Here is a 12038-nt window from a genome sequence, read left to right as displayed (position 1 = left end):
GGACATGAGCGGCTTCTCCGGGGGGTCCGCGACGAGCTCCTCGAAGGCGCGGACCGAGCTCCTGGCCGGGCTGCGGCTCGACCGGGTGGCCGCCGCGGCCGCCGCCACCGTCGGCGAGCTGCCCGCCTACCGGGGCCTGGACGAGGAGGAGACGGTCCGGGAACTCCTGGCTGTCATGGAGACGGCGCTCGCCGCACTCGCGGAGAGCCGTGCCCCCACGGACCGGGAGCGCGTGGAGTTCTCGGACTTCGGCGCCCGCCGAGCCGACCAGGGCGTCCCCCTCGAACCGCTCCTGGAGGCCTTCCGCCTCACCTCCCGCCACGCCTTCGACGCCCTGTACGCGGCGGCCGGCGCGTACGGCGAGTCCGCCGTCGCCCTCGCGCTGACCCGGGACTTCTGGCTCTGCTGCGACCACGTGTCGGCGGCGGTGATCGACGGCCACCGGCAGCGCGAGACGGAGCGGCTGCGCGGCGGCGAGGAACAACGCGCGCTCCTGCTCCGCCGGTTGCTGAGCGGTGAACTCCCGCCGGAGTGGCTGCCGACGGCCACCCGGCTCCTCGGCCTCGACCCGGCCAAGGAGTACCCCGCCTTCCATGCCGTCTCCGCCCCCGGACTCGCGGACATGCTGCGCGAGCACGCGGCCGCGCTGCTCGTCGAACCCGCGTCGGGGCACGTCGTCGGGCTGGCCGAGCCCGGCAGGCTCTCCTCCCTGCGTGTCCCGGTCGGCCTCGGCCACGCCCTGCCCGTGGCCCGCGCGCACGAGTCGTACCGACAGGCCCGCCGGGCCGGTGAACTCGCCGCCGCCTTCGGACTCCGCCGCCCGGTGACCGACGGCGAACTTCCGCTGCACGCCGCCGTGCTCGCCCTCCCGGACACCGGCGAACAGCTGGTGGACCGCTGCTTCGGCCACACGGGCGGAAGCCGCCGCGCGACCCTGATCCGTACGGTGGACGCCTACCTCACGGCCGACGCGAACGCCGAAGCGGCGGCGGCCGCCCTGTACGTCCACCCGAACACGCTCCGGTACCGGCTGCGCACCTTCACGCGGGTCACCGGGCTCGACCTCGGCCGGTCCGAGGACGCGATGCGGGTCTGGTGGGCACTGCGCCACCTGGAGGCGGTGGCCGCCGGAGCCGGGGGAGCGGCCGGCTGACTCCCGTACGCCACCGCGGTTCTTGTCGGGGGCGACAAACACCGGCGTCCCACTGTTGGGCCCCGCTCCATGGCCACGCGCGCGCGTGACGGGCACGGTGGTGGGCACCACCGCGGGCGAGCCGAGCGCCCCGACGAGGGACCGGAAGGAACGACGCCCCCATGCCCCAGAAGTACGGCGACTACCAGAACGAGATCTACCTCGACGGGCTCTTCGGCGTCACGCCCGCCCTGCCGATGACCTTCGACGAACTGGAGACGCGGGCGCGGGCGGCGCTCCCGCCCTCGCTCTGGTCGTACGTGGCCGGCGGCGCGGGCGACGAGCACACCCAGGAGGCCAACGTCACGGCCTTCCGGCAGTGGGGGCTCGTCCCGCGCATGATGGTCGGCGCCGCCGAACGAGACCTGTCCGTCGACCTCTTCGGCATCGGGCTGCCGTCCCCGCTGTTCATGGCGCCCGTCGGCGTGATCGGGCTGTGTGCCCAGGACGGGCACGGCGACCTCGCGACGGCCCGTGCCGCCGCCCGCACCGGCGTGCCGATGATCGCCTCCACGCTCACCGTGGATCCCATGGAACAGGTCGCCGCCGCGTGCGGGGACACCCCCGGCTTCTTCCAGCTCTACACCCCCACCGACCGCGCCCTCGCGGAGAGCCTGGTGCACCGGGCCGAGACGGCCGGCTTCCGGGGCATCGTCGTCACCCTCGACACCTGGGTGACCGGCTGGCGCCCCCGCGACCTCGCCACCGCCAACTTCCCGCAGTTGCGCGGACACTGCCTGGCCAACTACACCTCCGACCCGGTCTTCCGGGCGCGGCTCGCCAAGGCACCCGAGGAGGACCCGCGCGCCGTCGTCGCGGAGTGGGCGGGGATCTTCGGCAAGCCGCTCGTCTGGGACGACCTCGCCTGGCTGCGCTCCCTCACCGACCTGCCGATCCTCCTCAAGGGCATCTGCCACCCCGAGGACGTCCGCCGCGCCAGGGACGGCGGCGTCGACGGCGTCTACTGCTCCAACCACGGCGGACGCCAGGCCAACGGCGGTCTGCCCGCCCTCGACGCCCTCCCCGGGGTGGTCGCCGCGGCCGAGGGGCTGCCGGTGCTCTTCGACTCCGGTGTCCGCACCGGCGCCGACGTCGTGAAGGCCCTCGCCCTCGGCGCCACGGCGGTCGGCGTCGGCCGCCCGTACGCGTACGGCCTCGCTCTCGGCGGCGAGGACGGCATCGTCCACGTCCTCCGCTCCCTCCTCGCCGAGACCGACCTCATCCTGGCGGTCGACGGCTACCCGACCCTGGACGCGCTCCGGGCGGAGGGAGCCCTGCGCCCCGTCACGGCGTACGGCGCGCCCGGGTCGCGAGGGAGGTGACGCGGCGGCGCCGTTCCTCACGCGCGCGCGTGTGGCTGTCCAGTTCCTCCATGAGGCGGCGGCCGCGGTGATCCGGGTCGAGTTCGTCGAGGACCCGGTCGATCTCGGCGAGCAGCGCGCCGTAGAGCTGCCAGCGCTCCGGATCGTGCGCCGCCTCCTCCTGGAGGAGCGCGGCGGCCCGGTCGCGGGCGGTGCGGGCGGCCGCGAGCTCCTCGCCGAGACGGTCCTCCGCCGTCTCCGCTCTGGCGCTCGAATGCGAGGTGACGAGGTCGGCGAAGCTCACGAGGGTGTCCGCGAGGTGCCGCAGCGTCTCCCGCAGGGCGAGGCCCGTCCCGGGGCGTACGAGCGGGGCCCCGTGCCGTTTCCTCGCGAGGTCCGTCAGGGAACGGGTCAGGACGCGCAGCACGACCGCAGAGATCTCCAGGGTGTCGAGGCCGGTGCGCAGCACGATCCGGTGCAGCAGCCCCTCCTTGACCCGAGGGTTCAGTCGGAGGCTGTCCTCCGCCTGCCGCAGGGCCGCGTCGACGTCGGCGACGTCGTTGTCGAGGCGCCGCGCCTCGTACAGGCGTGCCGCGGCCCGCTCCACGGGAGCGGGGGAGGTGTCGCTGGTGGGGGCTTCGGCGAGTTCCTCGCCGATGTCCAGGAGCAGTCGGCGCATTCGCCGGGCCAGGTCCACGATCGAGTCCCCGGCGGTGTCCACCCAGACCGGCGGGACGAGCACGACGTTGAAGAGCAGTCCCACGACCGCGCCGATCAGGGTCTCTAGGACGCGGTCCCACGCGGTGTCGGCGACCTGTGTGACACCGAGGACCAGCATCGCGCTGATGGCCACCTCGGGGACGAACTCCTCCACCCGGACGAACCGGCCCACGACGAGCGAGGCCAGGATGACCAGGGCGAGGCTCCACCAGCTGAGTCCGACGAGCGCGCTGAACGCGATGGCGATGAGCACGCCCACGACGACGGAGTTCACCCGCCGGAGGCTCGTCGTGAGCGTCGAGTACAGCGTCACCTGGACGACGAGCAGTGCGGTGAGGGGTGCGGTCAGCGGCGCCGGCTCGGAACTCAGCCGGAGGGCGACGACGTACGAGAGCGTCGCCGCGGCGGTGGAACGCAGGGTCTGCACCACCACCGGGTCCCGCCCCCATCGCTGCCACCACCTCCATCGGCGCCATGGGCGCGGAAGGGCGTGCGGGACGGAGCGGTGCGGCATGGCGTACTCCTCCTCCGGTGGTCGGGGGCCGGTCCTCCGCCGGGCGGGGGACCGTTCTCCGCCGGGCGGGGACTGTGGACGCCTGCCCGCCCCGACTCCATCGAATCGCGATGCTCCGGGGGCCGCCCGCCGAGGCGGTCCGGGGGAGCGTGTGAGGGGCGCCGTTCGCTCCGGCCTAAAATCGTCACATGAACGAGAACCTTCCGCCGTGTCCCCAGTGCTCCAGCGCCTACACCTACGAGATGGGCGCACTGCTCGTCTGTCCCGAATGCGGCCATGAGTGGCCTGCCGCGTCCGACACCGCCGCCGAGGCCGCCGCCTCCGGTGAAAAGGTGATCAAGGACTCCGTCGGCAACGTCCTCGCCGACGGCGACACCGTCACCGTCGTCAAGACGCTCAAGGTCAAGGGCAGCCCCTCCGGCATCAAGGCCGGCACCAAGGTCCGCAACATCCGGCTCGTGGACGGCGTCGACGGCCACGACATCGACTGCAAGGTCGACGGCTTCGGGCCCATGCAGCTCAAGTCCAGCGTGGTCAAGAAGGCCTGACCGGCCATGAAGGACCCCGATCACGGCTCTCCATGAATTGCATAATTTGGCAATTCAATACATGATGGGTTTGCTGTGCCCGCAGGTAGCCGCGGGCACAGCGTCCAATCGATTCGACGGCCCGTCGACGCCCCTCGCCCACGCGAGCCGATGAGGAGAGTGCACGACCGTGTCGGTTCCCCTGTACCAGGCCAAGGCCGAGTTCTTCCGGATGCTGGGACACCCGGTGCGCATCCGGGTCCTCGAACTCCTCCAGGACGGCCCGAAGGCGGTACGGGACCTGCTCGCGGCGATCGAGGTCGAGCCGCCGGCGCTCTCGCAGCAGCTGGCGGTGCTGCGCCGGTCGGGGATCGTGACCTCGACGCGCGACGGCTCCACGGTGGTCTACCGGCTCGCCGGGGGTGACGTCGCCGACCTCATGCAGGCGGCGCGGCGCATCCTCACCGAGATGCTGGCCGGCCAGAACGAACTCCTGGAGGAGCTCCGGGAGGCCGGGGTCACGGCGCGGTGAACAGGGTCCTGCACCGGGTGCGCTCCCTCCTGCCCGTACGCGCCGACTTCACCGCCATGGCCCGCAGCCCGCGCCGTGACCTCCTGGCAGGGCTGACCGTCGCGATCGTGGCACTGCCGCTCGCGCTCGGCTTCGGCGTCTCCTCCGGCCTCGGGGCCGAGGCCGGACTCGCGACCGCCGTGGTGGCGGGCGCGCTCGCCGCCCTCTTCGGCGGCTCGAACCTCCAGGTGTCCGGGCCGACCGGGGCCATGACCGTGGTCCTCGTCCCGATCGTGGCGCGGTACGGCCCCGGCGGCGTCCTCACCGTCGGACTGATCGCCGGCGTGATGGTGATCGGGCTCGCCCTCGCCCGGGCCGGCAGGTACATGGCCTACATCCCCGCCTCCGTGGTGGAGGGCTTCACGCTGGGCATCGCACTCGTCATCGGCCTCCAGCAGGTTCCGAACGCCCTCGGTGTCCCCAAACCCGAGGGCGACCGGGTCCTGGCGGTGACATGGCGCGCCGTCCAGGAGTTCGTCCGGACCCCGAACTGGACGGCCCTCGGGCTCGCCCTGGGCGTCGCCGCCCTCATGCTGGCCGGCGCCCGGTGGCGGCCCACCGTCCCGTTCTCCCTCGTGGCGGTGATCGCCGCCACGGTCGTCGCGCAACTCTTCCACCTCGACGCGGCGGCACCGATCGGCGACCTGCCCGCCGGGCTCCCCGCCCCCTCCCTCGGTTTCGTCGACCCGTCCGCGCTGGGCTCCCTGATCACCCCGGCCGTGGCCGTCGCGGCACTCGCCGCCCTGGAGTCGCTGCTCTCCGCACAGGTCGCCGACGGGATGACCGTGGGCCAGAAACACGACCCCGACCGGGAGCTGTTCGGGCAGGGGCTCGCGAACCTGGCCGCGCCGCTGTTCGGCGGCGTCCCCGCCACCGGCGCCATCGCCCGTACGGCGGTGAACGTCCGTACCGGCGCCTCCTCCCGGCTCGCGGCCCTCACCCACGCCGCCGTCCTCGCCGTGATCGTCTTCGCCGCCGCCCCCCTGGTCTCGAAGATCCCGCTCGCCGCGCTCGCCGGCGTCCTGCTCGCCACCGCGATCCGCATGGTCGAGGTCGGCTCGCTGCGCGCCATGGCGAAGGCCACCCGCTCCGACGCCGTCGTCCTGGTCCTCACCGCCGTCGCCACCCTCGCGCTCGACCTCGTCTACGCGGTGATCATCGGCTTCGTCGTGGCCGGGGCCCTCGCCCTGCGCGCCGTGGCGAAGCAGGCCCGCCTGGCCGAGGTCGACCTCCGCGCCGACCTGCCCGGCGAGCACGGCGAGGAGGAGCGGGCGCTGCTCGCCGAGCACATCGTGGCGTACCGGATCGACGGCCCGCTCTTCTTCGCCGCCGCCCACCGCTTCCTCCTCGAACTGGCCGAGGTCGCCGACGTCCGGGTCGTGATCCTGCGCATGTCCCGCGTCACCACGATCGACGCCACCGGAGCCCTCGTCCTCAAGGACGCCGTCGAGAAGCTGAACCGGCGGGGGATCGCGGTGATGACCTCGGGGATACGCCCGGGCCAGCGGCAGGCCCTCGCCTCCGTCGGGGCGCTCGACCTGCTGCGCCTGGAGGGGCGGGAGTACGCGACCACACCCGAGGCGATCGCCGGAGCCCGCGCCCACCTGAGAGGCGCCGGGATACTGCCCGCCACCACGTCCGGGCAGCACGGGCCCGCCGTCGCGGGGGAGGCCGCACGATGACGATGCCGACCGCCCGCCGCATGGTCGAGGTCTCCGGAGCCGAAGCCCTGTGGCTCCTCGAAGGGGCCGCCCACGGGCGACTGGTGCACATCCGGCGGGAGCAGGCGGTCGTCCGCCCGGCCGTGCACGTCCTCGAGTACGGCCGGCTGATCGTCCGTACCCCCGTGCAGGCGGAGGTGGCCGCCGGCCGGCCCGTCCTCACGTACCAGGCGGACGACATCCGGCTGCCCGGCGGCACCGGCTGGACCGTGACCGTGACCGGCCCCGCCGAACCGGTCGGCGACCCGGTCGAGGCCGCGCACTACCTGCGCACCCTCCCCGGCTGGGCGTACGGGCCGCACGACACCCTGCTGCGCATCACCCCGCAGACCGTGACCGGACACCGCCTGGGCACGGTGGAGCCGCGGTGAACCCGGGCGCGAGCTCTCCTCCCCCTGTGAAGACGAAGGCGACGACATGACCATCGAATGGCGCTACACCGCCCATCCCGACCTGGGCGTGCTCTCCCTGGCCGGCTTCCTGGGGGCCGACGCGGTCGGACGGTTCAGCGGCGCCGTGGGGTGGGTCCTCGCCCGTGGCACCGGGCCGGTCATCCTCGACCTGACCGCCCTGCGGGGCTGGTCCGCCGGCGGGCAGCCGGCGGTCACGGACGCCGCCCGCCGCCTCGCAGCCGAGGGGCGCCGCCTCGAACTCGCCGCGATCCCCGCCGACGGGTCCCTCGTCCCGAGCGGCGACCACCCGGAGATCCCGGTCCACTGCGACCTGGAGGCGGCGCTCGCCGTCCACCACGGCGGAGGCCGGGAGCAGCGGGAGTGGTGCAGCGACGAGTGGCCCGGCGCGCGGAGCGACGCGAGCACCCGCCGGAAGTGACCATGGGCCGCCGCGGAGGCGGGAGGATGGTCCCCATGGAGAAGAGTTCTGGGTGGAAGCGACGTACGGTGCGGGCACTGCGGCGGTCCTGCGAGGCCGCGGCGGCCTCCTCCGCGGGCGGGCGGTGCGCACGATGAGCGCGCCGCTGTACCAGTTGAAGGCGGAGTTCTTCAAGACGCTCGGGCATCCCGTACGCATCCGTGTCCTGGAGCTGCTCAGCGTGCGGGAGCACGGCGTCTCGGAGATGCTGGCCGAGATCGGCGTCGAGCCCGCGCACCTCTCCCAGCAGCTCGCCGTGCTGCGGCGTTCGAACCTGGTCGTCGCGCGCCGTGAGGGGTCGGGGGTCTTCTACTCGCTGACCAACCCCCAGGTGGCCGAGCTGCTCGCGGTGGCGAGGTCGATCCTCTCCGGGGTGCTCGCGGGCCAGGCCGAGCTCCTTGCCGACCTTCGCGCCGCCACGCCCGGAGCGGCACCGCGCGACTGACGGGCGCCGTCGGACAAGCCCCCGTACAAAGACTCGACAAAGCGTGCAAAGTGCAAGGAAAGTTCCGTAACTCCGTTTGCGGAAAGCTCCGTTGGTCGTCCCGGAAGGGTCCTCGCGACCACTGCGGGAGGGTACTCACGGGCCTGTTGCGCAAGATCCGGACGACCGGGCGGGTGGCCGAACCGGCACCCCCGGCGCCCCTGGGCGAAGTCCTGCCGCAGGCGCGTCGCCTGAGCGGCTCCGCCCAGGTGCGCTGCGTCGACGCGGGCTCCTGCAACGGGTGCGGGATCGAGATCGCGGCCGCCTTCAACCCGGTGTACGACGCGGAACGGTACGGCGCCCGGCTCGTGGCCTCCCCGCGCCATGCCGACGTGGCCCTGGTGACCGGCCCGGTGACGCGGAACACGGCGGAGCCGCTGCGCCGTCGCCGGTGTCCACGCGTACGCGTACGCCAGGGCACGCCGGACCTCGGCGGTGCCGCGCCCCCGTGCCCCTCCCGGTCGGGGCGGGGCCGGCGGAAAACGCTCCGCCTCCGCCGGACGCCGACGCGACGACCCGACACGCCTCCCCCCGGTGGGGGCTCGTCCCACCGCTGACGGTGCTCGTCTGCGGCGCACTGCTCGCCTCGGCGCTGCCGCGCGGCGGGGCGCTCTCGGCGTGCGGCGGACTGCTGAGGGCCGACGCGCTGACGGCGTGGATGCTGCTCGTCGTCGGCGCCGTCGCCCTGATCGCCTGCGCCGTCCTGCCGTCCCACCTGGCCGGGGAACGCCCCTCCGCGCGGGGCACGGCGCTCCTGAACGCCCTGGTCCAGGCGTTCCTGGGCGCCATGTGCCTGGCAGTGGCGACCGCGAACCCGGGGGTGCTGTGGGTGGCGGTCGAAGCGGCGACGATCTTCACCGCCTTCCTGGTGGGCCATCGACACACCCGGCGGGGAACACGCTGGCGCGCATACCCCAGCCGCGCATACCCCAGCCGCGCATGGGCGACGTGCCCGCGAGCAACGGCATTCCCCGGCCCGCCCTCGCCAAGGTGCTCGGCGACGCCGCCCTCGCCGCGGGCGCGAAGGTCCGCTTCGGCGTGACCGTCACCGAACTCGACGACGACGGCACGGGCGTCACCGTCACGCTCTCCGACGGCTCCACCGACCGCTGGGACCTGCTCGTCGGCTTCGACGGCATCGGCTCCCCGCTCCGCACCCGCCTCTACGGCGACCGGTACGCGCCCGTGTACACCGGATTCGCCAACTGGCGCGTCACCGTGCCCCGTCGGCCCGACGTCCAGGGCGTGGTCATGGCCACGGCGGGCCGGGAGGCGAAGGCCCTGCTCACCCCGATCACCGACGAACTGATGTACCTGGGCGCCGTGTTCGCCGAGGCCGAGGACTTCCGGCCGGACCCGGAGCGCGCCCACGAGGAACTCGCCGCCCGGCTCGCGATGTTCTCCGGCCCCGTCGCCGAGGCACTCGGCGCGGTCACCGGCCCGGAGGCCGTCGTGTACTCCCGCATCTCCCAGGTGACGGTCGAGGAACCGTGGCACGTGGGCCGGGTGGTACTGGCCGGCGACGCCGCCCACGCCTCCACCCCGCACCTCGCGCAGGGAGCGGCGATGGCCGTCGAGGACGCCCTCGTCCTCGCCGAGTCCCTGGACACGGCGGGCTCGGTCCCCGAGGCCCTGGAGGCCTGGGAGGCGCGGCGCAGGCCCCGCGCCCTGTGGGTCCAGGCCATGTCCCGGGCCGTCCTCAAGCAGGAGATGGGCGCACCGACGACCCCCGAGGAGGACGCGCTCCTGGAGGTCGGCGTCCCCGGCGCCGCCCATGTGCTCGTGAAGCCCTACTAGGACACCCGGGGCCGGGCCCTTCCCACGGCCCGGCCCCGCGCGCCACTCCCTGCCGCCCCTGCCGTCCCACGGCGTCCGAACGCGTTGTCAGTGGGCGGGGATACGTTGTCGATGTTCCGCCGCTCCGGCGTGAACATCCCCTTTGACGTGCATGGGAGAAGTGCGTTGCCGGTCTGGGAGAGGTCGAGCGCGGCGCGGGTGGTACCGCCCGCGCGGCCGCGGAAACTTGCCAAGGTACCGTTCGTCGAGCTCGCCGACGGGCGCCTGCAGGGTGTGGTGTCGAGCGGCTCCGACATCGGGCGCGTGTACGTGTCCTCGATCGCCGCCGGGACGTACGCGTTCGCGTGCAGCACCAACAACAACCGCCCCTGCGGCGGCGCGCGCGGCTCGTTCTGCAACCACATCCGCGCACTCGTCACCGAGGCCGTCGTGCAGTACGGCGCGCAGCGCGTCGCCCGCTATCTGAAGGCCGACACGCACGACGCGGCGCCCGACGCCGACGCGCTCGTCTCGGCGATGACCGCCACGCGCCCCGCGCAGGGCGACCGCTCGGCCGCCGCCCCGGTGTTCAGCCGGTTCCTGAGGCACCTCGCCTACCTCGAACGGGAGCCGGTCACCGCGCCGCTGCCCGAGATGCAGTGGTTCCCGCCGACGAGGGCGGTCGCCTGATGCGTACGGACCTGCTCGACGACCCCGTCGACGGACTCGACGAGGCGCTGGCCGCCGTGGACGCCTTCGACGACGCACTCGTCGCCGGCCTGCTCCGCCCGCAGCCCGCGCAGACCGACGGGATCGTCGCGCTCGCGGCCGCCCTCGCCGGTACGCCGCTCGCCGCCCTCGTCGCCGAGGCCGCCGACAAGACCGCCGCCGGCACCGCGGGCGAGGACCACCTCGTCGCGCTCGCCGCCGCCCGCACCGCGCTCATGGGCTCCGTCCACGACGCCCTGACGGCCCGCATCGGGGACGTCACCGGCCGCCCGGCCGCCGAGGAGACCGCGCAGGCCGCCACCGGCGAGGAACCCGCCGCCCACGTGCTCGCCGCGGCCCGCGCCTGGCTGTGCGACCTCGCCCGCGCGGGCTGGCAGGGCATCGACCACGAACTCGTCGGCGGCGCCGCGCCCGTGGTCTCCGCGCTGCTGCCGGACCCCGCGCTCCGCCGGCAGGCGACGCTCCTCGACGGCTTCGCGGCCGAACTCGCCGCCTCCTGCCCGGGGGCCACCCTGGAGCGCGTCCCGGTGCGCCGCTGGGCCGACCTGTGGTCGCGCGCCCTCCTGCTGACCCTGCCCGGAGCCGCCCGCACGCCCGCCGTGTCCACCGCGACCGGCCGTCTGCTGCCCCTAGGCGTCGACGTGCAGGAGCACGCGACCGCCGTACAGGCCCAGGTCCACGCGGTGTTCGAACCGGCCGACGGCACGCGGCCGCGCCTGGTCCGGGCCGCGGTGTCCGCACCCAAGCCGGACACCGTCGTCGGCGCCGGGCTCTGGCAGCTGCTCCGGCCGCGCATGTCGCTCCTCGCCGCCGTGAGCGAGGGCCGCGCCGTGGAACTGGACGCCATGCCCGTCACCGCCGAGGGCGACCTCGTCTGGGACGACGAGCACGCCCGCGCGGGGGAGCCCGCCGACCCCTTCGCCACGGCCAGGGTCGTCCTCGCCACCGCGACCGACCCGCTCACCGCCCCGCTGGACCGCCACCCGGCCCGGATCGCCGTGCCCGTCCTCCTGGAGGGGTACGCGGCCGAGCGAGAGGACGGCGGGCCGCTGACGTTCACCGTCGCGGGGCACCGACTGGCCGTCGACACCGACCGCGTACCGGCCGCCGGCCCGCTCACCCCGGAGGCGATCGCCGCGTCCGGCGCCTGCCTGGGCCTGCTGCGCTGGGACGCCGGAGCGTTCCTCCTCCAGCCGCTCGCCGTCGAGACGACCGTCCGGAAGAAGACCGTCGCCGTCCACGCGGGCGCGTGGGCCGGCGGCACCACCGACAAGGCCGGAGTCCGCGCGGAGAAGGCGGCCACCGACACGGTCGCCGTCCTGCGCGAACGCGCCGGAAAGCTGCTGCGCTCATGACCGACGCGACCGACCCGACCTTCTCGCCCGACCCCGACGACAATCGGCGCCAGGTCCTCTACTGGCGGCTCCTCGCCCGGCTCTTCGACCCGGAGGAGCAGGCCGCGCTGGAATCGGCGAGCCTCGCCGTCGTGGAAGACATCGGCCTGCCGTCCGCGCTGCTCGACCCGGGCGCCTCCGTGGACTCCGTCGTCCAGCGCCACCCGGAACTGGCCGACGAGTTCGACGGCCTGATGACCCCGGAGCCCGAGCCGGACGGTGCGCGCGACCGGGCCGCC

The 12038-nt window shown here is 74.3% G+C and carries 12 protein-coding genes and 2 pseudogenes; 13 read left to right on the top strand and 1 reads right to left on the bottom strand.

Features of this window, described 5'->3' with window-relative positions; all coding sequences use genetic code 11:
* Positions 1–4 precede the first annotated feature (4 nt).
* Both CCN56_RS26690 and CCN56_RS26685 read left to right on the top strand, forming a co-directional pair.
* A complete protein-coding gene (locus CCN56_RS26690) occupies positions 5–1153 on the top strand; it encodes a helix-turn-helix domain-containing protein (RefSeq protein ID WP_086830515.1) in 1149 nt (382 codons plus the stop codon).
* Positions 1154–1314: 161 nt separating this feature from the next.
* Complete coding sequence (locus CCN56_RS26685; RefSeq protein WP_086830514.1) at positions 1315–2514, top strand: alpha-hydroxy-acid oxidizing protein; 1200 nt, start codon at positions 1315–1317, stop codon at positions 2512–2514.
* Here the strand turns inward: CCN56_RS26685 and CCN56_RS26680 are convergent.
* Positions 2477–3727 (bottom strand): aromatic acid exporter family protein, encoded by a 1251-nt coding sequence (locus tag CCN56_RS26680; protein ID WP_086830513.1) that lies wholly within the window; start codon positions 3725–3727, stop codon positions 2477–2479. The two genes, CCN56_RS26685 and CCN56_RS26680, sit on opposite strands and share 38 nt — an antisense overlap.
* 188 nt (positions 3728–3915) lie before the next feature.
* Here CCN56_RS26680 and CCN56_RS26675 point away from each other — a divergent pair, with 188 nt between their 5' ends.
* The 11 genes and pseudogenes from CCN56_RS26675 to CCN56_RS26625 form a co-directional block, all read left to right on the top strand.
* A complete protein-coding gene (locus CCN56_RS26675; protein ID WP_041127575.1) occupies positions 3916–4275 on the top strand; it encodes a zinc ribbon domain-containing protein YjdM in 360 nt (119 codons plus the stop codon).
* A 169-nt stretch (positions 4276–4444) separates the two neighbouring features.
* Complete coding sequence (locus tag CCN56_RS26670) at positions 4445–4786, top strand: metalloregulator ArsR/SmtB family transcription factor (protein WP_086830512.1); 342 nt, start codon at positions 4445–4447, stop codon at positions 4784–4786.
* A 56-nt stretch (positions 4787–4842) separates the two neighbouring features.
* Positions 4843–6507, top strand: coding sequence for a SulP family inorganic anion transporter (locus tag CCN56_RS26665; protein ID WP_086830538.1), 1665 nt, complete (start codon positions 4843–4845; stop codon positions 6505–6507).
* Positions 6504–6917 carry a pyridoxamine 5'-phosphate oxidase family protein gene (locus tag CCN56_RS26660; RefSeq protein WP_086830511.1) on the top strand — a complete coding sequence of 138 codons (414 nt, stop codon included), beginning with the start codon at positions 6504–6506 and terminating at the stop codon, positions 6915–6917. The genes CCN56_RS26665 and CCN56_RS26660 overlap by 4 nt, the downstream gene beginning before the upstream one ends.
* 46 nt (positions 6918–6963) lie before the next feature.
* Positions 6964–7377, top strand: a complete 414-nt coding sequence (locus CCN56_RS26655; RefSeq protein ID WP_086830510.1) for a hypothetical protein — start codon at positions 6964–6966, stop codon at positions 7375–7377.
* Positions 7378–7510: 133 nt separating this feature from the next.
* Positions 7511–7861, top strand: a complete 351-nt coding sequence (locus tag CCN56_RS26650) for a metalloregulator ArsR/SmtB family transcription factor (RefSeq protein WP_086830537.1) — start codon at positions 7511–7513, stop codon at positions 7859–7861.
* Positions 7862–7911: 50 nt separating this feature from the next.
* Positions 7912–8457, top strand: coding sequence for a hypothetical protein (locus tag CCN56_RS45625; protein WP_306300636.1), 546 nt, complete (start codon positions 7912–7914; stop codon positions 8455–8457).
* Between the two features lie 328 nt (positions 8458–8785).
* Positions 8786–9697, top strand: a pseudogene (locus tag CCN56_RS26640) (FAD-dependent monooxygenase); the annotation flags it as partial.
* A 111-nt stretch (positions 9698–9808) separates the two neighbouring features.
* Positions 9809–10366 (top strand): hypothetical protein, encoded by a 558-nt coding sequence (locus tag CCN56_RS26635; protein ID WP_256962160.1) that lies wholly within the window; start codon positions 9809–9811, stop codon positions 10364–10366.
* The gene (locus CCN56_RS26630; RefSeq protein ID WP_086830507.1) at positions 10336–11760 is read left to right on the top strand and encodes a hypothetical protein; all 1425 of its coding nucleotides are present in this window, start codon (positions 10336–10338) and stop codon (positions 11758–11760) included. The genes CCN56_RS26635 and CCN56_RS26630 overlap by 31 nt, the downstream gene beginning before the upstream one ends.
* Positions 11757–12038 (top strand): annotated as a pseudogene (locus CCN56_RS26625) (VWA containing CoxE family protein); the annotation flags it as partial. The gene CCN56_RS26630 and the pseudogene CCN56_RS26625, both read left to right, overlap by 4 nt.

The sequence above is a fragment of the Streptomyces sp. NRRL B-24572 genome (assembly GCF_002156145.1).
In the GTDB taxonomy this organism is placed as follows: domain Bacteria; phylum Actinomycetota; class Actinomycetes; order Streptomycetales; family Streptomycetaceae; genus Streptomyces; species Streptomyces vietnamensis.
This window is presented reverse-complemented; position numbering and strand designations above follow the sequence as displayed.

What these genes read in the sequence shown, in the direction of transcription:
- CCN56_RS26665 (WP_086830538.1), top strand. Translation starts at nt 4,843, where the DNA reads ATGGCCCGCAGCCCGCGCCGTGACCTCCTGGCAGGGCTGACCGTCGCG.
- CCN56_RS26685 (WP_086830514.1), top strand. Translation starts at nt 1,315, where the DNA reads ATGCCCCAGAAGTACGGCGACTACCAGAACGAGATCTACCTCGACGGG.
- CCN56_RS26655 (WP_086830510.1), top strand. Translation starts at nt 6,964, where the DNA reads ATGACCATCGAATGGCGCTACACCGCCCATCCCGACCTGGGCGTGCTC.
- CCN56_RS26635 (WP_256962160.1), top strand. Translation starts at nt 9,809, where the DNA reads ATGTTCCGCCGCTCCGGCGTGAACATCCCCTTTGACGTGCATGGGAGA.
- CCN56_RS26660 (WP_086830511.1), top strand. Translation starts at nt 6,504, where the DNA reads ATGACGATGCCGACCGCCCGCCGCATGGTCGAGGTCTCCGGAGCCGAA.
- CCN56_RS26675 (WP_041127575.1), top strand. Translation starts at nt 3,916, where the DNA reads ATGAACGAGAACCTTCCGCCGTGTCCCCAGTGCTCCAGCGCCTACACC.
- CCN56_RS26680 (WP_086830513.1), bottom strand. Translation starts at nt 3,727, where the DNA reads ATGCCGCACCGCTCCGTCCCGCACGCCCTTCCGCGCCCATGGCGCCGA.
- CCN56_RS26690 (WP_086830515.1), top strand. Translation starts at nt 5, where the DNA reads ATGAGCGGCTTCTCCGGGGGGTCCGCGACGAGCTCCTCGAAGGCGCGG.
- CCN56_RS26650 (WP_086830537.1), top strand. Translation starts at nt 7,511, where the DNA reads ATGAGCGCGCCGCTGTACCAGTTGAAGGCGGAGTTCTTCAAGACGCTC.